This is a genomic window from Cystobacter fuscus (genome assembly GCF_002305875.1).
GTDB lineage: Bacteria > Myxococcota > Myxococcia > Myxococcales > Myxococcaceae > Cystobacter > Cystobacter fuscus_A.
Genome location: NZ_CP022098.1, coordinates 10,256,803 through 10,277,776 on the forward strand (window position 1 = coordinate 10,256,803; position 20,974 = coordinate 10,277,776).

At 69.5% G+C, this 20,974-nt stretch carries 19 protein-coding genes; 10 read left to right on the forward strand and 9 right to left on the reverse strand.

Translation table 11 applies throughout. The features are described from left to right. The first annotated feature begins 157 nt into the window (after positions 1 to 157). The gene (locus CYFUS_RS41485) at positions 158 to 1,855 is read left to right on the forward strand and encodes a sigma-54-dependent Fis family transcriptional regulator (protein ID WP_095990233.1); all 1,698 of its coding nucleotides are present in this window, start codon (positions 158 to 160) and stop codon (positions 1,853 to 1,855) included. On the opposite strand, the gene CYFUS_RS41490 is transcribed toward CYFUS_RS41485, so the two are convergent. The 5 genes from CYFUS_RS41490 to CYFUS_RS41510 form a co-directional block, all read right to left on the reverse strand. Beyond that, positions 1,815 to 2,468 carry a rhomboid family intramembrane serine protease gene (locus CYFUS_RS41490; RefSeq protein ID WP_332468321.1) on the reverse strand — a complete coding sequence of 218 codons (654 nt, stop codon included), beginning with the start codon at positions 2,466 to 2,468 and terminating at the stop codon, positions 1,815 to 1,817. The genes CYFUS_RS41485 and CYFUS_RS41490 overlap by 41 nt on opposite strands. Before the next feature lie 228 nt (positions 2,469 to 2,696). Then, positions 2,697 to 2,894 carry a hypothetical protein gene (locus tag CYFUS_RS41495; RefSeq protein ID WP_095990234.1) on the reverse strand — a complete coding sequence of 66 codons (198 nt, stop codon included), beginning with the start codon at positions 2,892 to 2,894 and terminating at the stop codon, positions 2,697 to 2,699. A 163-nt stretch (positions 2,895 to 3,057) separates the two neighbouring features. Further along, positions 3,058 to 3,273, reverse strand: coding sequence for a hypothetical protein (locus CYFUS_RS41500; protein WP_071899186.1), 216 nt, complete (start codon positions 3,271 to 3,273; stop codon positions 3,058 to 3,060). 32 nt (positions 3,274 to 3,305) lie between these two features. Continuing rightward, positions 3,306 to 4,511 carry an acetyl-CoA C-acetyltransferase gene (locus CYFUS_RS41505; protein WP_095990235.1) on the reverse strand — a complete coding sequence of 402 codons (1,206 nt, stop codon included), beginning with the start codon at positions 4,509 to 4,511 and terminating at the stop codon, positions 3,306 to 3,308. 50 nt (positions 4,512 to 4,561) lie between these two features. Continuing rightward, positions 4,562 to 5,233: a hypothetical protein gene (locus CYFUS_RS41510; RefSeq protein WP_198316319.1), complete on the reverse strand. Its 672-nt coding sequence runs from the start codon at positions 5,231 to 5,233 to the stop codon at positions 4,562 to 4,564. A gap of 144 nt (positions 5,234 to 5,377) precedes the next feature. Here CYFUS_RS41510 and CYFUS_RS41515 point away from each other — a divergent pair, with 144 nt between their 5' ends. The 3 genes from CYFUS_RS41515 (at position 5,378) to pruA (ending at position 8,287) form a co-directional block, all read left to right on the forward strand. Beyond that, on the forward strand, positions 5,378 to 6,070 hold the full coding sequence (locus CYFUS_RS41515; protein WP_095990236.1) for a S1 family peptidase: 693 nt from the start codon (positions 5,378 to 5,380) through the stop codon (positions 6,068 to 6,070). A gap of 119 nt (positions 6,071 to 6,189) precedes the next feature. Continuing rightward, positions 6,190 to 6,570 (forward strand): response regulator, encoded by a 381-nt coding sequence (locus CYFUS_RS41520; RefSeq protein WP_095992541.1) that lies wholly within the window; start codon positions 6,190 to 6,192, stop codon positions 6,568 to 6,570. Positions 6,571 to 6,649: 79 nt separating this feature from the next. Next, positions 6,650 to 8,287, forward strand: coding sequence for an L-glutamate gamma-semialdehyde dehydrogenase (pruA, locus tag CYFUS_RS41525; RefSeq protein ID WP_095992542.1), 1,638 nt, complete (start codon positions 6,650 to 6,652; stop codon positions 8,285 to 8,287). Between the two features lie 54 nt (positions 8,288 to 8,341). On the opposite strand, the gene CYFUS_RS41530 is transcribed toward pruA, so the two are convergent. Next, complete coding sequence (locus tag CYFUS_RS41530; RefSeq protein ID WP_232537103.1) at positions 8,342 to 9,478, reverse strand: pectinacetylesterase family protein; 1,137 nt, start codon at positions 9,476 to 9,478, stop codon at positions 8,342 to 8,344. A 130-nt stretch (positions 9,479 to 9,608) separates the two neighbouring features. On the opposite strand from CYFUS_RS41530, the gene CYFUS_RS41535 reads away from it, so the two are divergent. Further along, a complete protein-coding gene (locus CYFUS_RS41535; RefSeq protein ID WP_095990238.1) occupies positions 9,609 to 11,444 on the forward strand; it encodes a bifunctional metallophosphatase/5'-nucleotidase in 1,836 nt (611 codons plus the stop codon). A 1-nt stretch (position 11,445) separates the two neighbouring features. Here CYFUS_RS41535 and CYFUS_RS41540 read toward each other — a convergent pair whose 3' ends face one another. Next, the gene (locus CYFUS_RS41540; RefSeq protein WP_095990239.1) at positions 11,446 to 14,187 is read right to left on the reverse strand and encodes an ATP-binding protein; all 2,742 of its coding nucleotides are present in this window, start codon (positions 14,185 to 14,187) and stop codon (positions 11,446 to 11,448) included. A gap of 182 nt (positions 14,188 to 14,369) precedes the next feature. Here CYFUS_RS41540 and deoD point away from each other — a divergent pair, with 182 nt between their 5' ends. Further along, positions 14,370 to 15,086 (forward strand): purine-nucleoside phosphorylase, encoded by a 717-nt coding sequence (gene deoD / locus CYFUS_RS41545; RefSeq protein ID WP_095990240.1) that lies wholly within the window; start codon positions 14,370 to 14,372, stop codon positions 15,084 to 15,086. Here the strand turns inward: deoD and CYFUS_RS41550 are convergent. Then, positions 15,080 to 16,648: an exopolysaccharide biosynthesis polyprenyl glycosylphosphotransferase gene (locus tag CYFUS_RS41550; RefSeq protein WP_095990241.1), complete on the reverse strand. Its 1,569-nt coding sequence runs from the start codon at positions 16,646 to 16,648 to the stop codon at positions 15,080 to 15,082. The two genes, deoD and CYFUS_RS41550, sit on opposite strands and share 7 nt — an antisense overlap. A 390-nt stretch (positions 16,649 to 17,038) precedes the next feature. Here CYFUS_RS41550 and CYFUS_RS41555 point away from each other — a divergent pair, with 390 nt between their 5' ends. The 4 genes from CYFUS_RS41555 to CYFUS_RS51310 all read left to right on the forward strand — a co-directional run bounded on the left by CYFUS_RS41555 (position 17,039) and on the right by CYFUS_RS51310 (position 20,411). Next, positions 17,039 to 18,328 (forward strand): O-acetylhomoserine aminocarboxypropyltransferase/cysteine synthase family protein, encoded by a 1,290-nt coding sequence (locus CYFUS_RS41555; protein ID WP_095990242.1) that lies wholly within the window; start codon positions 17,039 to 17,041, stop codon positions 18,326 to 18,328. A 32-nt stretch (positions 18,329 to 18,360) separates the two neighbouring features. Next, complete coding sequence (locus CYFUS_RS41560) at positions 18,361 to 19,830, forward strand: alpha/beta fold hydrolase (protein ID WP_095990243.1); 1,470 nt, start codon at positions 18,361 to 18,363, stop codon at positions 19,828 to 19,830. Between the two features lie 100 nt (positions 19,831 to 19,930). Beyond that, a complete protein-coding gene (locus tag CYFUS_RS41565) occupies positions 19,931 to 20,155 on the forward strand; it encodes a hypothetical protein (RefSeq protein ID WP_095990244.1) in 225 nt (74 codons plus the stop codon). A 115-nt stretch (positions 20,156 to 20,270) separates the two neighbouring features. Continuing rightward, positions 20,271 to 20,411 (forward strand): hypothetical protein, encoded by a 141-nt coding sequence (locus CYFUS_RS51310; protein ID WP_157758960.1) that lies wholly within the window; start codon positions 20,271 to 20,273, stop codon positions 20,409 to 20,411. A 38-nt stretch (positions 20,412 to 20,449) separates the two neighbouring features. On the opposite strand, the gene CYFUS_RS41570 is transcribed toward CYFUS_RS51310, so the two are convergent. Then, positions 20,450 to 20,965: a hypothetical protein gene (locus CYFUS_RS41570; RefSeq protein WP_095990245.1), complete on the reverse strand. Its 516-nt coding sequence runs from the start codon at positions 20,963 to 20,965 to the stop codon at positions 20,450 to 20,452. Between the last annotated feature and the right edge of the window lie 9 nt (positions 20,966 to 20,974).

Sequence of the window (20,974 nt, forward strand, 5' to 3'; positions counted from 1 at the left end):
CCTCCCTGGACGTCCGAATGCATGCCCGGACTCTACAGCAAGCCCCGAGCCATGGAGTCCACCCCTCCAACCCCTTGAAACAACTCGGACACGGCCTCCTGGATTCGCGGACAACCTCTCAAAATGATAGTGTGGACACTCATTTCGAGAGGATGTCATGGAGCCCCTGCCCCCGTTGGACCTGCGCGAGTTGCTGACGTTCGACCCCCACGGAGGGCTCATCCACTTCGCGGGCCAGCGGGTGTTGCTGTGGGATCCGGTGGCCATGGGGCTGCTGCGCAAGGAGCTCATCGAGACGCTGGGGGTGACGGCGGCGCGGGGACTGCTCACGCGGCTGGGCTTCGCGCACGGCTGGCGTACGGCGGAGACGATGAAGAACGCCATCCCCTGGACGGACGAGGCGCACTGGCGCCGCTCGGGAGGACGGCTGCACACCCTGCAGGGCCAGGTGGTGCTCGAGCCGGTGGAGCGCCGCGAGGAGGACGGCCCCGCCCCCTTCGCCGAGGCGCTGTGGCGCGACTCGTACGAGGCCGAGCAGCACCTGTTGCACCTGGGCACGGCGGAGGAGCCGGTGTGCTGGTCGCTCACGGGCTTCGCCAGCGGCTACCTGAGCTACTGCAACGGCAAGCCCATCTACTGCATCGAGACGCGCTGCGTGGGCAAGGGGGACCCTGTCTGCCAGATCATGGGCAAGCCCGAGGAGGCGTGGCGCCCGGAGTGCCGCGAGGCGCTGCGCTTCTACGAGACGCAGTGCATGGAAGGAGCGCTCGCGCAGGTGACCCATGCGCTCAAGGAGGCCGAGCGCGAGCTGCGCGCCCGGCGCCAGACGCTCGCGCGGGTGTCAGGCGTGAAGGAGGACCCCGCGGGGATGGTGGCGCGCACCGAGGCCATGAAGCGGGTGCTGGATCTGTCGCGTCGCGCGGCCCGGGTGGACTCCACGGTGCTCATCACCGGCGAGAGTGGCGTGGGCAAGGAGCGCATCGCGCGGCTCATCCACGAGGAGTCGGGCCGGGCGCACAAGGCCTTCATCGCGGTCAACTGCGCGGCGGTGACGGAGAGCCTGCTGGAGAGCGAGCTGTTCGGCCACGTGCGCGGCGCCTTCACCGGTGCCACCCATGATCGGCCGGGGCTCTTCGAGGCGGCGCACGGCGGCACGCTCTTGCTCGACGAGGTGGGCGAGGTGCCCCCGGCGATGCAGGCCCGGCTGCTGCGCGTGCTCCAGGAGCGCGAGGTGCGGCGCGTGGGAGAGAACGTGAGCCGCAAGGTGGACGTGCGCCTGGTGGCGGCCACCAACCGCCAGCTCCCCGCCGAGGTGGCCGCCGGCCGCTTCCGGCAGGACCTGTACTACCGGCTGCGTGTCATCGAGCTCAAGGTGCCGCCCCTGCGCGAGCGCCGGGACGATGTGCTGCCGCTCGCGCGGCTGTTGCTGGCGGAGGCGACGGAGCGGCTCGGGCGACGGGTGATGGGGCTGTCGCCGGAGGCGGCCGAACAACTGCTGCGCTACGAGTGGCCCGGCAACGTGCGCGAGCTGGGCAACGCCATCGAGCGCGCCGTGGCGCTGTGCGAGGGCTCGCGGGTGGAGAAGGACGATCTGCCGGAAGAGGTGCGCGCGGCGCCTCCGAGCCTCCTGCCCGGAGAGCAACCGCGCACCCTGGAGGCCATGGAGCGCGAGTACGTGCTCGCGGTGCTGGCGCGCAACGGCGGCAACCGGGCGCGCACCGCCGAGCAGCTCGACATCGGCATCGCCACGCTCTACCGCAAGCTCAAGCAGTACGGAGAGCCCCCCGAGCCGCCGCCTCCGGGCGCCGGGGGACTCAGTTCAGGTAGCGGTCGTTCGGCCGCTCCTCGGAGATGACGCGCAGGTGGCGCGAGCGCCCGCGCAATTGCCGCTGCAGCCGCCAGTGCTGCACGCGCAGCCACAGGTGCCGGGGATTGAAGCCGCGCGTGGCCACGAAGGCGATGACGAGCGCGAACAGTTCGGGAATCTGGGTCACCCATCCGTAAATGAGCCCATTGAGCAGGACGAAGCCCGCGCCAATGCCAGCCAGGACGTTGCCGGTGACGGGAATGCCCCAGAAGTTGGACTGGGCGCGCCCGAGCGACAGGCCGTAGGTTACCCAGACCAGGGTCGTCATCACCCCGCCGCCGGTGTAGACCATGGGCAGGCGCGAGAAGAGACTCACCGCGATGGTGAGCAGGCCCGCGAGCACCGAGCCGCCCCATGCCACCGCCAGCAGCCGGCGCGAGCCCCAGCTCATCTCCAGGCCACCGCCGACGGAGTAGAGAATCATCGCCCCGAAGATGATGCCCAGCGAGCTTCGCTCGACGAAGCCGTAGGTGAAGGGCTGCCACAGCCACAGGTGGGACAGCACGCCCTCGGGCGACAGCAGCAACAGGTCTCCCGCCGGGCGCAGCAACAGGGAGAGCACCGAGCCCACCACCAGCCCGATGGCCAGCTTGGCGGCCATGGATTCCACGCCGGCGAATCCGAACCTGCCCCCGCCAAAGCTTCGCATCGGTCTCATCTCGTCATCCTCCGCCCGGAGTATCCAGGAGTCGGACAAAGGTGGGGAAACGCCGCGCGCTTGGCAACCGTTTCCGTCCACTACCGCCCAGTCCAAATGACGAAAGGCGCCCTTCCCCTGCTTCCGGGAAGAGCGCCTTCGCGCGAACCAGCCGCGGCCGATACGTCCGGCTCAGGACTTATGGCGGTAGAACAGGGTGATGGTCAGGCAGTGGAACTCCTTGTCGGAGGACTGCGTGACCGTCTTGTCCACCACGTCCGCGTTCGGATTCTCCTTGAGCCACTTGGTGATGTTCTCACCCATGTTCTCGCGATCACGCGCGAGCGTCGTGGAGAACACCTTCACTCCCGTGAAGTTGGTAACGGCCATTCCGATCCTCGTGCAGCCGAAGAGATTCCGCAGGTTTATCGCGAGTCTTGACGGCCATCAAGGAAACGACCCCGATTTCCACCCCTGGGACGACAGTTCAGGGGATCCCCCCACCCTACCTCTGGGAGTGGGAGGGGGGCCCGGGACGTGCCCGGGCGGGGGCTCAGCGCGTACCCGAGGCGCGGCGGGCCTGACAGGACAGGTCGTCCTTGCAGGACGGCCCGATGCCATCGGGGTGGGCCACCAGGGGCGCCTTGTCGCTCTCCTCCAGACCGCACACCACGCAGCGGCGCTTGCGGTTGCGCCGCTCGGCCCGCCGCTGCTCGGCGATCGCCTTGGCCCGCTCCCGGGCCGCCTTCGCATCCAGCTCGTTGCTCATCGTCATCGGATCCATTCTCTTGAGAGCGCCTCTTAGAGCGCTTCGATGAGGAGCGCGATTCCCTGGCCGCCCCCGATGCACGCGGAGCCGATGCCGTAGCGGGCTCCCTGGCGCTTGAGCTCATAAGCGAGCGTCATGGTGATGCGCGCGCCCGAGGCGCCCAGCGGGTGGCCCACGGCGATGGCGCCTCCGTTGACGTTGGTGCGCTCGCGCGGCAGCCCCAGCTCCTTCTCCACCGCGAGGAACTGCGGCGCGAAGGCCTCGTTCACCTCGAAGAGGTCCACGTCGCCGAGCTTGCACTGGGCGCGCTCGAGCAGCCGGCGGATGGCGGGCGCGGGGCCGATGCCCATCACCTTCGGATCGCACCCGGAGATGCCCCAGTTGACCAGCCGGGCGATGGGGGTGAGGCCGTGCTTCTCCACGAAGCTCCGGGTCGCCATCACCATGGAGCCCGCGCCGTCGCAGATGCCGCTGGCCGCGCCCGCGTGCACCACGCCGTCCTTCTTGAAGACCTTGGGCAGCTTCTTGAGCCCCTCGAGCGACGTCTCCGGCCGGTTGTGCTCGTCCCGGCTGACCACCGTGTCACCCTTCCTGCCCTTGAGCGTGACGGGGGAAATCTCCTGGTCGAAGCGACCGGACTCCTGCGCGGCGGCGAAGCGCTTCTGGGTGAGCACCGCGTACTCGTCCACCGCGTCCTGCGACAGCGCGTAGTCCACCGCGAGCTGCTCGGCGGTCATCGCCATGGGATTGCCGGTATAGGTGTCCGTGAGGGCGCTCCAGAGCATGTCCTCCATGCCGCTGCCCTTGCCCATGCCCAGGGGGATGCCGAAGCGCGCGCCGCGGATGACGTGGGGCGCCTGGCTCATGGACTCGGTGCCCCCGGCGAGCACGCAATCGGCCTGCTCGGTGAGCATCATCTCCGCGGCGGTCACGAAGGCCTGGAAGCCCGAGCCGCACAGCCGGTTGACGCCCAGCGCGGGCACCGGCACCGGCACCCCCGTCTTGAGACCCACGTGGCGGGGCAGGTAGATGGCGTCCGCGCTCGTCTGCACCACGTTGCCGTAGACCACGTGCTGGATGGACTCGGGCGATACCCTGGCCTGCGCGAGCGCGGCCCGGGCGGACTCGATGGCCAGGTCCGTGGCGCTCACGTCCTTCAACGCGCCACCGTACGTCCCAAACGGCGTCCGCTTCCCGGACAGGAAATAGATTTCTTCGCTCTTGGACAGGCTCTTCATAGATGGCTCTTCCTACTCTCCACCGGTGCGCGGTGCACGCCCCGGCTGCATCAAACCGCGCGCTCGCCGCCCAGGAAGAGGGACACCACGATGGCGAGGGCCACGAGCGTCCATAACAACCCCGGCAGGTTCTGTCGCCGGATCTCCTGGGCACCCGGCCCCTGATACCAGTCGCGCCCCGCCTGTAACCGGCCTTCCCACGTGAAGTCTTCCGCCGGACAGACCTCCCGCACCCGCAGGCGATGGGCCTGGAGGAGCAACTCGGGAGGGCACTCTGGCATGCCCACCACCCGGTACACCCCGGGAACGTCGACCGTCGGCCGTTTGGAATCGGCCGTGAGCACGAACCCCCTGGGAGCGAGCGGCGTCAGCAGGTAGAGCCGGGGCTGCCCCTGGGAAGAAACGTGGAGGGTGGCGAAGACGCGCTCCTCCGGGTGGACGAAGTCATAGGAGCGCGTGCCCCGGCGCAAGGGGGACTTCTCCAGGTGCACGCCGAGCGGCCGGAAGCCCAGGGCCCGGAGCTGCTCGCCCGGAGCCACCAGCTCGGGTGGCAGCTCCATCCGCTCCACGGTCGCGTCGGGCAACAGCCGCACCCGGTCCGGAAAGACGAAGAGGAAGGCGCGCCAGGCGTTGAGCATCAACAGCTTCACGCCCATTGCCAGCACGGCGAGCACCAGGAAGAGCTCGACGAGCGCATTCACCGCGGAACCGCCAGGAGACATGGGGCGGCCACCCTAGCACTCCACGAAGCGCCCGGTGGCACGCCCGCCAGGCGAACCTGCGGCGAGGGCCGCGCCCGGAGCATGCACATCGTCCTTCCAGGAAGCGGAGCCGGGAAGGCGCCGCGGGAAGACGGGAGGCGTGAGATGAAGCGCGCGACACTGGCGGGACTGCTCCTGGGACTGGGGCTGCTGGGCTGCTCTCCCACGAAGCCCGAGGAGCCAGCACCCCAGGAGGCCTGGCAGGACGACATCCGCTCCCTCAAGGACGCCACGGTGACGCTCTCCCCTGGGCATTGCGCGGGCGTCATCGTGGCCGACGGCCGCCATGCGCTCACCGCGGCGCACTGCATCAAGGGCGCCCCCGGGGCGCGGCAATCCGTGGTGACGCGCGAGGGAAAGGTGCTGGGGGGCGAGGTGAAGGTCGTGGACACCCAGCGCGATCTGGCCGTCCTGCGCTTCGACACCCTGGCTCCCGTACACCCGCTGCCCGTGGCCTCGTGGCTCCCCACTCCCGGCGAGGCGCTCCTCTTCGCTGGCCGCAACGACCGTGCCATCCCGCCCCAGGAAGTCGAGCTGCGGCGGCTCGGCCGCTGCCCGTCCCTGCCGGACGTCCCCCGCGCGCTCTTCACCAGCTTGAGGGGTGCGCCGGGGGACTCGGGCGCCCCCGTGGTGGACCGACACCTGCGGGTGGTGGGCCTGGTCCACGGGGGAGCGGCATGCAGCATCGCCGCGCCCACCGCCGAGCTCTCTCCCCTGGTGGACATGCTCGTCGCGGAGGTGGCCCGGCCCGACGCCCAACAAGGGGTGGGCGGCGCCGGACACTCCGGGCCCCACTGACATTCACCCGCATCCCCTTCCCTCTTCGCGGAAAACGAGCGAAACTGAACATGTTGGGCTCGCGGTGCGCGGGTCATGCAGGGGACCAGCGGCACCCATTTCCAAGAGAGGTGGCCGCCGTGAAACCGAGGCTCCTGATCGTGGACGACTCGTGGTCCATGCGGCAGACGCTGCGGTTGCTGCTCGCCCCGGACTTCGACTGCGCGCTCGCCGAGGACGGTCCGTCCGCCCTGAACCATGCGAGGAGCCAGCCGCCCGACATCATCCTGTCGGACGTGAACATGGCGGGCATGGACGGCTTCGAGTTGTGCCGACAGGTGCGCGCCGAACCTGCCCTGGAGCAGGTGCCCTTCCTCTTCCTGAGCGGGCATGAGCCTCCCCCGGGAGTCCGCGAGCAGGGCCACATCTACCTCGTCAAGCCGGTGCCCCCGGCGATCCTCGTTTCCCGGCTGCGCGAGATGCTTCCGCCGCGCCGCGCCATCCCGCCGACGGGAAGCTGAGGACCCCCCCGGAAGTTCCTGGGTATTGCCACCGAGCGGCTATGCTCCGCCGCCCTTCTTCCACCCCCAGGTGCTCCGCGTGATCAACGCCTACGTCCGCGTTCCCTCTCCGCAGAACGAGCCCATCCTCTCCTACGCTCCCGGAAGCCCCGAGCGCGCCGGGCTCGAGGCCACGCTCAAGCGCATGGCCTCCGAGCAGATTGAAATCCCCATCCTCATCGGCGGCAAGCGCATCCACTCCACCCGCACGGACACGGTGCGCATGCCCCACCGGCACTCGCACGTGCTCGCCACGCTGCACGAGGCGGATGCCACCCACGCGCAGCAGGCCATCCAGGTCGCCCTGGAGGCCAAGGACGAGTGGGCGCGCATGCCCTTCGAGGAGCGCGCGGCCATCTTCCTGCGCGCCGCGGAGCTGCTGGCCACGAAGTACCGGCCGGTGCTCAACGCCGCCACCATGCTCGGGCAGTCGAAGACGGCGCACCAGGCGGAGATCGACGCGGCGTGCGAGGCCATCGACTTCCTGCGCTACAACGTCCACTTCGCCCAGCAGCTCCTGCACGAGCAGCCGGTGAGCTCCGCACAGACGTGGAACCAGACGGACTACCGGCCGCTGGACGGGTTCGTCTTCGCGGTGGCGCCCTTCAACTTCACCGCCATCGCGCTCAACCTGAGCGTGGCGCCGGCCCTCATGGGCAACGTGGTGCTCTTCAAGCCCTCGAGCACGGCGGCGCTGAGCAACTGGTACCTCATGGAGCTGTTGCGCGAGGCGGGCCTGCCCGACGGCGTCATCAACATGCTGCCCGGAGACGGCCCCACCATCGGCAACCCCGTGCTGGCCAGCCCCCACCTGGGCGGCATCCACTTCACCGGCTCCACTCCCACCTTCCAGGGCATGTGGCGGCTCATCGGCGAGAACATCTCCCACTACAAGCAGTACCCGCGGCTCGTCGGCGAGACGGGTGGCAAGGACTTCATCTTCGCGCACGCCTCGGCGGCCGATGACCTGGACGCGCTCGCCACCGCCATCGTGCGCGGCGGCTACGAGTACCAGGGACAGAAGTGCTCGGCCGCCTCGCGCGTCTACGTGCCCGAGTCCATCTGGCCCCGGCTCAAGCCGCGGCTGCAGGAGCTCATCGCCGAGCTGCGCGTGGGCGACGTGAGCGACTTCCGCAACTTCATGGGCGCGGTCATCGACGAGAAGTCCTTCAAGCGGACCTCCTCGTACATCGAGATGGCCCGGCACGGCGGCACCGAGGCGGCCATCCTCGCGGGCGGCGAGGTGGATCGCAACGAGGGCTGGTTCGTCAAGCCCACCCTGGTGCAGCTCACCAACCCCCGCCACCGCATCATGCAGGAGGAGATCTTCGCGCCGGTGGTGGGCGTGTACGTCTACCCGGACGCGCGCTTCGAGGAGACGCTGCGCGAGTGCGACCAGAGCGCCACCTACGCGCTCACGGGCGCCGTGTTCGCGAGGGATCGCAAGGCCATCCGCCAGATGATGGACACGCTGCGCCACACCGCGGGCAACTTCTACATCAACGACAAGCCCACCGGCGCGGTGGTGGGACAGCAGCCCTTTGGCGGCTCGCGCGCCTCGGGCACCAACGACAAGGCCGGCTCCATGCTCAACCTGGTGCGCTGGACGTCTCCGCGCACCATCAAGGAGAACTTCGTGCCGCCTACCCGCGTCCCCTACCCCTACATGGGGCAGTAGGAACGCGGGAATCCCGGGGCGCGGCCTCTCCCCGAGGTCGCGTCCCGGAAGCACTCACGGCCGCAGGGTCTTCCAGGTGGCGTCGTCCACGGTGTGCATCTGGTTGATCCACTCCAGCAATGGCACGCCCTGGGCGCTGTAGCCGCCGGGATTCAGCAACATGGTGTGGCTCTGGCCCGGGACGATGAAGGCACGGGTGTGGGCGAGCGGCTCGAGCACCGAGCTGGAGAGATCCAGCAGCGCCGCCTGGAACTGGGCCGGCGGCAACCCCATGTAGCCCCGGATGACCTGGTCCTGCGTCGAGGACAAGAGCGCCATGCGATCCTCGGGGAACTTGCGCGCGAGCGCCGGGTGGATGGCCGAGAAGTCATCCTTCACCGCGGGGTCGATGTCGTTCATCACCGCGTCGTACTTCCACGCGTTGGCCCAGGCGGCCCGCAGGAGCGGGTGGATGGCGTCGCTCTTGAGCATCGGCCCCGAGTCGTCCAGCAGGAAGACCTTCGCCTTGGGGAAGTGCGAGCGCACGAGCGCGTAGTTGAGCACCGCGCCGTAGCCGCCCGCGCTCGAGCCGGTGACGACCACCTGCTCGGGCTCGGACACCGTGGAGGCGATGCGCGCGAGGAAGGCCTCGGCGTTCGGCCGGCCCTTGTGGTGGAACGTCACGGAGACGGAGCCACTCGTGTACACGTTGTCCGCGTTGCCGATGTGCAGGTCACCCGTGCAGTACGGGATGAAGAAGTGGTTCCAGTCCTTGTACGGGTTGTTGGCCAGCGCCCGGTCGAAGATGTTCCCCGCCGAGATGCGCGGGGCGAGCTGATCGAACTGGGTCTTGGTGAAGGGCCCATGCGTGGAGAGGTTCTGCTCCAGGCAGGTGCGCGCGTCCCAACAGGCCCCACCGCCATTGAAGAAGATGACCACGTTCTTGCTGTCGGTCAGGTTGACGCCCAGGCCCGTGGGTGTTCCCTCGTCACACTGGGTGTTGGGGAAATCGACCCAGCTCCACGTATGGGTCGGAGTGGTGATGGGGGGCTCCACCGGAGCCGGGTTGTCCGGCGTCTCGTCCGGCTTCTCACAGCCCACGCCCAGCACCGACACCGCCACCAGCACCGCCCACAGCTTTCTCGTCTTGCTCGAACCGCGCATCGTCCGTCCTTCGAGGATGAGGGGGGCGGGACAATAAGAAGGGGGCATGAGCCGCTCCACTCCAATGCGGGGCGTGCGAGCGCTCGGTCGTCCATCGGACAGGGCCGGGGTCGGGGCCAGGTAGTAGGGTGCGCGCGCCCGGCGAGGTGTTCCGGGCCCTGCCTCGAGGTCCTCTTCCATGACTCCACGTTCCGCGACGCGCCCGCGTCACGCGGCCCTCCTCCGCGTCCTCACCTGCGCCCTCCTTCCACTCGCCGCCTGTGAATCCCCGGAGCCTCCGCCTCCCTCGCCACCCACTCCGCGCACCCTGCGGCTGCTCCAGACGAGCGACCTGCACACCAACGTGTTCGCCTGGGACTACTTCACCGGCAAGGCGGACGCGCAGCGGGGCCTCGCCAAGGTCGCCACGCTCGTGCAGCAGGCCCGCGCGGAGAACCCCGAGTGCAACCTCCTGCTCGACACGGGCGACACCATCCAGGGCACGCCCCTGGGCACCTACTACGCCCTGGTGGACAAGACGTCCAAGCACCCCATGGCCGTGGCCATGAACGCGCTGCGCTATGACGCCATGGCGCTGGGCAACCACGAGTTCAACTACGGCCTGGACACCCTCGGCAGGTTCCAGCGCGAGCTGGACTTCCCCGTGCTCGGCGCCAACGTGCGCAAGAGCGCGGATGACGGCGAGGCCTTCACCCCCTTCCTCCTCAAGGACGTGTGCGGGGTGAAGGTCGGCATCCTCGGCCTGGTGACACCGGGCGTGACCACCTGGGAGCGCCCGGAGAACATCCCCGGCCTGAGCTTCGCGGACCCCCTGGAGACGGCCCGCAAGTACGTGCCCGAGCTGCGGCGCGCGGGCGCGGACGTGGTGGTGGTGGCCATCCACAGCGGCCCGGACAAGCAGCCCACCGGCAGCGCGAGCGATCCGACGAGCTGGCTCGTGGACTACGCGGACACGTCGAAGTGGACCGACCGCGGCAACCTGCCCGGCGAGAACCAGGCCGTGCAGATCGCCCAGCAGGTCGAGGGCATCGACGTGATGCTCACCGGCCACACCCACCAGCCCATCCCCAAGATGCTCCTGCGCAACACGAGCGGCCAGGACGTGCTGCTCATCCAGCCCAACCGCTGGGGCAGCCACCTGGGCGTGGTGGACCTGTCGCTCGTCCACGAGGACGGACACTGGAAGGTGGAGGGCAAGGACTCGCGCCTGCTCAAGGTGGACGCCAGCGTGGCGGAGGACGCGGAGGTGACGCGGCTCGTGCGCGGCTACCACGACACCACCGTCGCCTACGTCAACACGCCCATCGGCTCCACGCGCGCGGCGTTTCCCGGTGGCCTGCAGGCGCGCTACGTGGACAGCGCGCTCGCGGACCTCATCAACACCGTGCAGGAGGAGGCGGCCAAGGAGAACGGCCATCCCGTGGACTTCTCGCTCGCGGCCCTCTTCACCGACGAGGGCCAGCTGCCCGCGGGAAACCTCACCCTGCGCGACGCCTACAGCATCTACATCTATGACAACACGCTCTACGTGATGGAGATCACCGGCTCCATCCTGCGCCGCGCCCTGGAGTGGAACGCGAACTACTTCGCCCCCTGGAACACCCAGGCCCCGCCCGATGCCTCGCGGCCCCGGAGCGCCCTGACCAGCACCGTGGCCGACTACAACTGGGATTTGTACTCGGGCATCGAGTACGGGTACGACCTCACCCGGCCCGCCGGCTCGCGCCTCACCCACCTGCGCTTCAAGGGCAAGGACGTGAGCGACACGGACGTCTTCCACGTCGCCATCAACAACTACCGGGCGGGCGGCGGCGGCGGCTACACCATGTACCGCGAGGGCCGTGTGCTGTGGACCTCGGCCGATGGCGTGCGCGACTACATCGCCAGCTACGTGCGCAACCACCCCGACCTCGATCCGGACAGCGTGAACACCTGCAACTTCGTGCTCGCGCCGGACCCCTACCTCTACTTCTTCCAGGGCACGGCCAGCCCGGTGAAGTGCACGGCGCCATAGCTCACGCCGCCGGGAGTGAGGGCAGCTCGTCGCGGGGGAAACGGACCCGGAACAAGGTCCCCTCCCCCGCCTGGGAGCTCACCTCGATGACACCCCCGTGCGCCTCGACGATCTGCCGGGTGATGAAGAGGCCCAGGCCCACGCTGCCCGGAGCACCCGTCGCCCCCCGCCCCCGCCGGAAGGGCTCGAACAAGGTCGACAGCTCCTCGGCGGGAATGGGCGAGCCCTCGTTGTGGACGCTCAACTGGACCTCCGCCTCCAGGCCCCGCGACTCCACGCGCACCGCGCTGTCCACGGGGCTGTGCTGCACGGCGTTGCCCACCAGGTTGGTGATGACCTGGGCCATGCGGTCCGCGTCCCATGCGCCGTACGCGTCCCCACTCGCCAGGAAGAGGATGTGCCGCTCGGGGTGCGCGAGCTGCACTTCCTCCACCACGTGCCGCGCGAGCCCGTGCAGGTCGAGCGGTCTGGGCGACACGGGGATGCCCCCCACGCGCGCCTGGGTGGAATCGAGCAGATCCCGGATCATCCGCAGCGCCCGATCCGCCGCCGAGTAGATGCGGCTGAGCCCCTTGGCCTGCCAGTCGGTGAGCCCCTCGCGCTTGAGCATCACGCTGGCCGACATGGAGATGGCGGAGATGGGATTGCGCAGATCATGGGACACCACGGCCACCAGGTCGTCCCGGATGCGCACCGCCTGTTGCTCCTGCTGGAAGAGCCGGGCGTTCTCGATGGCCAGCGCCGTGCGATCGACGACCTCGCGGAAGAGCACGAGATCATCCTCGGAGTAGGCCGGGTTGGGAACGAACCGGTAGAGCACCATCAAGCCGAGGGTCCGCCCCGGAGCGCGCAAGGGCAGCAGGGCGACACCGTTCGGCCGCCACCGCTCGAGCTCCAGCGCTCCCTTGGGCGGCACCGCCAGGAACATGTCGCGCAGACCCGGTGCTTCGGGAGACACGAGCAGGGGCTCGTCCGAGGCCAATGCCCGGGCCGGCGCCTCGTCCTGGGTGCGCAGGGGCACCTGCATCAGGAACTGGCGGGCACTGGCCTCCAGCTCCGGGTCCCGGGCATGGAGCACCCGGGCCTCCAGCAGACGACCATCCGCGGAGACCATCCGCCAGCAGCACACGTCCCCGACGTGCTCGGCCAGTTGCCAGCACGTGGTGTCCAGGATGGACTCCAGCGACAACCGGGACTCGGCCAGGGCGCGCGACAGGCCCGCGAGCGCCACCAGGCGCGTGCGCTCCGCCTTCAGCTCGCGCACCAACCGCTCGCGATCGGCCTCGGCCTGCTGCTGCTGGGTGACGTCATGGGCGATGAGGACCCCGCCCACGGGAGTGCCATCGGGCTGGCGCAGCGGCGAGGCCGTTCCCTCCAACGTGCGCCACTGGCCATCCGGCCGGAGCACCCGCCAACGGAAGTTGGTGACGACCTCGCCCCGCACCGCCCGTTGTAGGGGAGCGTCCTCGCGCGTCATGGCCCGCCCGTCCACCGTGAAGAGCTTGTAGGGCCGGGCATCGAACGGCGCGGCCGCCTGCGCCGCGGTGGCCCCATGGTGACGCTCGGCGGCGGCGTTGAAGAGACGAACGGTTCCACTCGTGTCCGCCATGATGAGGCCCTCGCCGCTCTGCTCGATGATGAGCCGCAGCAGCGCCTTCTGGGACTCGGCCTCCTGGCGGGCCTCCGTCTCGCGCACGAGCAACTGGTTGCGCTCGTCGGTGGAGGCCTGGAGCGAGCGCGCCATCCGCTCGAAGGTGGTGGCGAAGGTCTTCAACTCCCCGGGGCCCTCGGCCGGCACCGCGACGTCGAAGTCCCCCGCCTGCAGCGCCCGCGCCGTCCGCGTGAGGTTGCGCACGGGGCGCGACAGCCGGCGCGAGAAGAGGAAGGACAGCCCCACGGTGAGCGACACCAGCGCGGCGGAGGCCTGGGCCACCCGGAGGCGCAACCTGTACGCCGGGGCGAAGGCCTCGTCATGCTCGATCTGGGCCATGATGCAGCCCCCGCCTATCTCCTCGACGTAGCGAAAGGCGTGGATGACCTGGACGCCGCGATAGTCCACCCCCGCCATCTCGTCGTCCCGGCCCTCCAGACACAGCCCGATGGGCCGCGAGTCGAGGGGATGGCTCTCCACTCCGTACCCGGGGTACTTCGGCGTCGTGAGGAAGGCGCCCTCGGGGTCTACCAGGAAGGTCTCTCCGGACATCCCCAACCCATAGCGATCCAGGAAGATGCCGTTGATGGGACCCAGGCCGAAGCGGATCCCCAGCAGGTCGTCTCCGGAGTGGACGATGAGTTCGTACACGCGCTCGAAGCCCTGTCCCGGCTCGAAGCGCACCCACTGGCCGGGCGGCAGCCGAGCCAGGGGCGCCGGATCCTCCGGTGCGGTGCCCACCCGCAGCGGCTCTCCGTGGGAGAGCTGGAGCCGCGCCCCCAGTGCCGTCTCGGTGAAGGCGAAGTCGGCGAGCGCGTCCCGGAAACACCGGGTGCGCTCGCGCTCGGGCATGGGCGCACACCGCACGCGCGTGAGGTTCAGGAAGCCCTGGGCGCGCTCACGCTGCCGGGAGAGGCGGAACTTCAGCGATTGTTCCCGTGCGTTGGCGGCGATCTCCACCGCCCGGATGGCGTCCTGCGCCACCACCTCGCGGGCGGCCCGGTAGGACAACCAGCCCAACAGCCCCGTCGCCACCACCACTGGTGTCACCATCAGCAGCAGAAAGAGCGAACGGAAGGACAGGGAACGCATGGTCTGCGCGCAAGGATTGTCACGAGCAAGACCGGCGCCAACGCATCGCGGGGCAGGGCATGGGCCCACGGGGCGACCCCGTTCGGGGTGGATCTCCTGGAAACTCCAGGGCGCGGTCACCGGTGCGGTGGATTCCGGAACTTCATCCCGTCCCCGAGGGAGGGGGGCTATGCTGCCACCCCATGTCTACTCCTCACATTTCCGCCGCACCGGGAGACTTCGCCGAGGTGATCCTCATGCCCGGAGATCCCCTGCGCGCCCGCTACATCGCCCAGCGCTTCCTCCAGGACGCACGCGAGGTCACCTCGGTCCGCAACATGTTCGGCTACACGGGCACCCACCAGGGCCGCCGGCTGTCCGTGATGGGCCATGGCATGGGCATCCCCTCGCTCTCCATCTACACCACCGAGCTCATCCGCGAGTACGGCGTGCGCGTCATCCTCCGCGTGGGCAGCTGCGGCGCCCTGCGCCAGGACGTGAAGCTGCGCGACATCATCGTGGCGACGGCCGCGGGCACCGACTCCAACGTCAACCGCATGCGCCTGGGCGGCCATGACTTCCCCGCCGTGGCGGACTTCACGCTCGCCCGCCACGCGGTGGAAGCCGCCGAGAAGCGCGGGCGGCCCGTGCGCGTGGGCAGCGTGTTCACCTCGGATCTCTTCTACTCCCCCGAGGGCGAGGCGGCGAAGAACGCCCTCTATGCCCGCATGGGCATGCTCGCGGTGGAGATGGAGGTGGCCGGCCTCTACGGCGTCGCGGCCGAGTTCGGCGCCCGCGCCCTCGGCCTGCTCACGGTGTCCGACCACCTCCTCACCCGGGAGTCCCTCAGCGCCGCCGACCGCCAGACCACGTTCGACGAGATGATCGAACTGGCCCTGGACGTGGCCGCCGCTCAGTAGGCGCCCGTGCGCCGGAGCACCGCTGGCAACGTGCGGAAGAGGATTTCAATGTCCAGCCAGAGCGACCAGCGGTGGATGTACTCGCAGTCCAGCCGCACCACCTCCTCGAAGTCGGTGATGGAGCTGCGGCCGCTGACCTGCCACAGGCCGGTGATGCCCGGACGGGCCCCCAGCCGGCCGAAGTGGTGGTCGCGGTAGGTGGCCAGGTCCGACTCGAAGAAGGGCCGGGGCCCCACGATGGACATCTCCCCGCGCAGCACGTTGAAGAGCTGGGGCAGCTCGTCCAGGCTCCACTTGCGCAGCACGGCCCCCACGCGCGTGACGCGCGGATCATTGGGAATCTTGAACAGGCGCGCGTCCCCGCTGGTATTCAGGTGCGCCAGCTTCGCCTTCTCCGCGTCCGCGCCCACCCGCATGGTGCGGAACTTCATCATGCGGAAGGTACGGCCACCGCGCCCCACGCGCTCCTGGGCGAAGAAGACGGGCCCGCGCGAGTCGAGCTTGATGGCGGCCGCGATCAGCATGAGCAGCGGCGAGATGAGCAAGAGCCCCAGCCCCGCCCCCACCAGGTCCACGATCCGCTTCACCCACAGCTGCTGCGCGCGCAGCGACGGCAGCGTCAGCTCCATGAAGGGCATGGCGCGGTAGGAGATGGGCGAGGGGCGCACCCAGCCGCCGAGCCGGTCATATCGGGACACGGCGAGCAGCCGCACGCCCGCGGAGTCCACCGCCTCGAGCAACTGCCTGAGCTGCGAGTCCCCGAGCATCCCGCAGAGCACCACGGTGTCCGCGGAGTTGTTCTGCAGCACGCTCCACAGGTCGTCCAACGAGCCGAGCAGCTTGTCCTCGCCGGAGACCCGCGCGCTCTTCTGGATGGACACCCAGCCCATCATGTCCAGCACGCCGAAGTGCTCCAGACGCTCTCGCACCCGGCGACTCTCCAGGGCCTCCGGGTCGCCCACCAGCAGCACCCGCTCGGCGGGCGAGCTGAAGAAGGGAATGCGGATCAGCCGGGCGATGAGCCAGGCCAGCCCCCGGCGTGCCCCCACCAGGGCGACACCGAGGCCCGCCACCGCCGTGATGTAGTGCACCACCACGGGGGCGATGCCGCGCAGCCACAGATCTCGCCAGAGCACCAGGCCCACGGCGAGCAACACGCCACTGACGATCTTCCGCGGCGAACGCCAGTCATCCCCCGAGTGGTAGGCCCCCGCCACCAGCAGCCCCACCACGAGCGCGGCCCCCATCTGCCAGCCGCCCGCGGAACCCAGCGGAGGCACCGCCCAGCGCGTGGCCGCGTCGAGTGGCTCGAAGCGGTGACTCGTCTGAAAGGCATTCAGCGCGGCGCGCGCCAGCACGAAGGCCGTGGCATCCGCGGCCAGCAACAACAGCACCCGGGCGGAGGCCCGCAGCGCGTGCATCAGCAGCGTGCGCGAGGCGCGGCGCTGCAACATCACCCGGGGCGGCACCATCCAGAGCGACTTGACCGCCGCGTTGACCGCCGCGAAACGGCCCGACGCGGTGAACTTGCCTGGGGCAGGGGGGGGAACCGAGGGGGTCACCCCCGCATCTTCTCTTTGCTTTTCCTATTAGTCCACGGACCCCCCCTCTGGCGTCCCGCTCCAGGTGATGGATGGAGGACGTCCTCCCGACCCCCGCGCCAGGCACGTCCGCCTGCCTGCTTTCGAAAGCGTCACTTATCCGCTACGGCGGATGTATTGACAAGATGGCGGAGGAGGCGCATCTTGCCGCCCGTCATGATCTCCGTGGCTCTGAACTGTCGTCGAATGTTGATGCCGAGTGGTGGGCGCGCGCCCGCCACCGGTTGACCGACGTCCGTCGACCAGTGGCAGAGAGCGCGGAGCCCACCATCCCCCACGAGGGGCCGGTGGGCTCGGTCGTTTCAGGGCTGCCGGTGTCCTCGTGGCTTCACCCCACTCGAGGAGCACCCCATGAGCACGAAGCAGACCCCCTCGCAGCACTTCGAGACGCTGTCGCTCCACGCCGGCTACGAGCCCGAGCCCACCACCGGCTCGCGCGCGGTGCCCATCTACCAGACGACGAGCTACCGCTTCCGCAACGCGCAGCACGCGGCGGACCTCTTCGCGCTCAAGGAGCCGGGCAACATCTACACGCGCATCACCAACCCCACCACGGACGTCTTCGAGAAGCGCATCGCCGCGCTCGAGGGCGGCGTGGGAGCGCTCGCGGTGGCGTCGGGCCAGGCCGCCGAGACGATCGCGCTGCTCACCCTCCTCAAGGCCGGAGACGAGTTCGTCACCGCCACCAGCCTCTACGGCGGCACGTACAACCTCTTCAAGGTGACGCTGGCGCGGCTGGGCATCCAGGCGCGCTTCGCGGACGTGAACGAGCTGGAGACGGTGCGCGCGGCCATCGGGCCCAGGACGAAGGCGCTCTACATCGAGTCCATCGGCAACCCGCGCCTGGACATCCCGGACTTCGAGGCGCTGGGGGAAATCGCCAGGGAGGCGGGCATCCCCCTCATCGTGGACAACACGGCGCTGTCCCCGGCGCTCTTCAACCCGCTGCGCCACGGGGCCCACATCGTGGTGCACAGCGCGACGAAGTACATCGGCGGCCATGGCACCTCCATTGGTGGCGTCATCGTGGATGGCGGCAACTTCCCCTGGAACAACGGCCGCTTCCCCGAGTTCACCGACCCCAACCCCAGCTACCACGGCCTGCGGCTGCACGAGGCGCTCGGCCCGGCGGCGTTCATCGCCAAGGCGCGCCTGGAGGGCCTGCGCGACCTCGGCCCCGCGCTCAGCCCCTTCAACGCGCACGCCTTCATCCTGGGCCTGGAGACACTCAAGCTGCGCGTGGAGCGCCACTCGCAGAACGCCCTGGCCGTGGCCCGCTGGCTGCGCCAGCACCCGAAGGTGGAGTGGGTGCGCTACCCTGGCCTGGAGGAGGATCCCTCCTTCCCGCTCGCGAAGAAGTACCTGCGCAACGGCTCGGGCGGCCTGGTGACGTTCGGGGTGCGCGGCGGCGTGGACGCGGGACGGCGGCTCATCGACGGCGTGAAGCTGTGGAGCCTGCTGGCCAACATCGGTGACACGCGCTCGCTCATCATCCACCCGGCGAGCACCACCCACCAGCAGCTCACCCCCGAGGAGCGCCTGAGCACCGGCGTGACGGACGGACTCGTCCGGCTGTCGGTGGGTCTGGAGCACATCGACGACATCACCGCGGACCTGGAGCAGGCGCTCTCGGAGGCCTGAGCCCCTTCCTCGCTTCTTCCTGGAGACCCGCCATGTCCGCTCCCACCGCCCGCGTCTTCGACCTTCCCCTGCCCGACCTGCCCCTCGAGGCCGGTGCCCGGATCCGCTCCCACATCGCGCGGGGCTGGTGGTGGGGACCCGCCGGGGATCTCCCCTGGCTCCAATCCCGCGCCCACCTCCTCTCCGAGGAAGCGGTGCGGGACAACGCGCTCGAGGTCGTGCGCCGCACCCGGGCCGAGCTGGACGAGCGGACCGACTCGCTCCTGCACCCGGAGCGCGTGGCCCCCGACCCGTCCGTGCCCACGGTGCTGCTCGTCCACGCGCTCACCGGGGACATGCGCGCCGGAGGGCCGGGCGGCTGGTGGGAGCCCGTCATCGGACCGGGCCGCGCGTTGGATCCCGAGCGGGTGCGGCTGCTGTGCTTCAACAACCTGGGCTCCTGCTATGGCAGCTCGGGCCCGGCGGACGAGGGCTTTCCCCGGCGCGTGGATGACGCGCGCTTCGGTCCCCCCGCGCCGCTGCTCAAGGGAGACCTGCGGCTCGACGAGACGCACCTCCCGGCGACGATCACCCCGTGGGATCAGGCGCGCGCCATCCTCCAGTCCCTGGACGCGCTGGGCATCGAGCGCGTGTCGCTCCTCACGGGCGGCTCGCTCGGGGGGATGATCGTCCTGTGCCTCGCGGTGCTGGCGCCCGAGCGCTTCGAGCGCATCGCGCCCATCGCCGCCGCGAGCGAGTCGAGCGCGTGGGTGGTGGGGTGGAACCACGTGGCGCGGCAGACCTTGCTGGCGGACCCCGGGTATCCGAACAACCCCGAGCGGGGACTGGAGCTGGCGCGCCAGCTCGCCACCCTCACCTACCGCGCGGAGCCGGGCATGGACGCGCACCACGGACGCGGTCGGCCCCGGCCCGGAGAGACCCAGGCCCCGGGCTGGTCCTCTCGGGGGCACTACCCCATCCAGAGCTACCTGGAACACCAGGGAACCAAGCTCCGGGCGCGCTTCGATGCCCGGTCCTACCTGGCGCTCCTGGGCGCCATGGATCACCATGATCTCTCGCGGTCCCCCGAGCCCAACACCCGGGGAACGTGGGGCGTGCCGCGCATCCAGGCGAGCGCGCTGTGCGTGGGCATCGAGGAGGACCAGCTCTTTCCCGCCCGGCACATGGAGGAGCTGACCCGGAGCCTGAGCGCACTGGGCTGCCACGCGGAGTACGCCGCGCTCTCCAGCCCCTACGGCCACGATGGCTTCCTCATCGAGTGGGAGCCGCTCGACGCGCTGCTGCGGCGCGCGCTCGCCCTGCCGCCGGGAGGCAGGACAGCGGCGGAGGTCGCCTCCGGGGAGGAGCCGCGCACGGAGGTGAGCCTGGTAGGAGACGAGGCAGCGGCTCTTCGCCCTGGCGTGGGAGCACCACCGGACCTGGCACTACATCGGCTCGAGCCTGCCCGTGCCGCGCACGCTCGCGGACCTGGTGCACACGGGAGATCGGGTGCGCCTCATTGAGAGCTGTCTGTCGAGGACGCTGGGCCTCCCCGCGCGAGAGAGCCCGGTAGGTAGCAGCACGGGTTTCCCACCCTGGGTGCGTCGGCGTTAGACTCGGGGAATGTCCGAGACGAAGCCGCCCCCTTCCACGGAGTTTGGCAAGCCCGAGACGCGCAAGAAGGTCACGGTATTCGGTATCCCAGTGAAGGTGGACCCCTACATGTCCATCCGTCCGGGTACTCCGGGCGAGTACGTCATCGCGCCGAAGCCTCCGCAGCAGGAGGAGCGTCCGCCCAACGCTCTCGTGGTCGAGCCCTATCCAGGCCACGGCAAATCTCAGCCATGAGTCTCCATCCCCTCGTCCGCTGGGTGGGTGTCTGACAACTCGTCAAGACAACTCGTCAACTGCCTCTTGTTCCCTGGGTAATGTCATCGCCGCCCGGGGCGGATTCACCGCTCGGGTGACCGTCCTCGGCGGCATGGGCGACAAGGAGCGCCTCCGCTTCATCAATGCATCACTGTTCGACGACTCGGGACGCCTCTCGGAAACGCGCATCGTCTCCCGTCTTCGCTCGGGCTTGCTGCTGCTGTGCGCCGCCTAAACCAGCCGAATAGGCCTCCTCGCTTTCCGCGAGGAGGCTCATTTTTCCTGGATGCGGCGCAGAACCTGGGCCGCCTCATCGAAGAGACTGGCCAGAATCGGCTCCGCCGGACGGTGTCTCTCCAGGAGAGCAACATCCTCCGGCTGGCCTATCAACGCCAGGAGGCTGGCTGCTCGCGTGGCGCAGTTGAGAGACGTCGCAGAGAGCAGTCTCCGGGCCAGGATGCGCAAATCAAAGCGGACTTCGGGAGCAACCCTCGGGAGGAGCCGCTCCTGCCCGAGCAGGAGGAGCAGCAAGCGCTCGCAGAAGTAAGCGGCCTCTCCATCCTGGCTCACCGCACTATCGACCCTAGCCTCCGCCGTGGAGATAAAGACGGAAAGGGTAGGCAGCCATGCGTCGGGCAACTCTTCTTCGAGCACCGTGAGGACTTCCGTCTTGTCCTTTATGGGCACCGACATGTCCTGAGCCCATATGCGAAGTTCCTCGGGTGACTTCTCCAGAAGCAGTCGTAGACCCCGCAGGGAGTTCAACTCCGACAGGTCGAGTTGCTCCAAGGTCTCTCG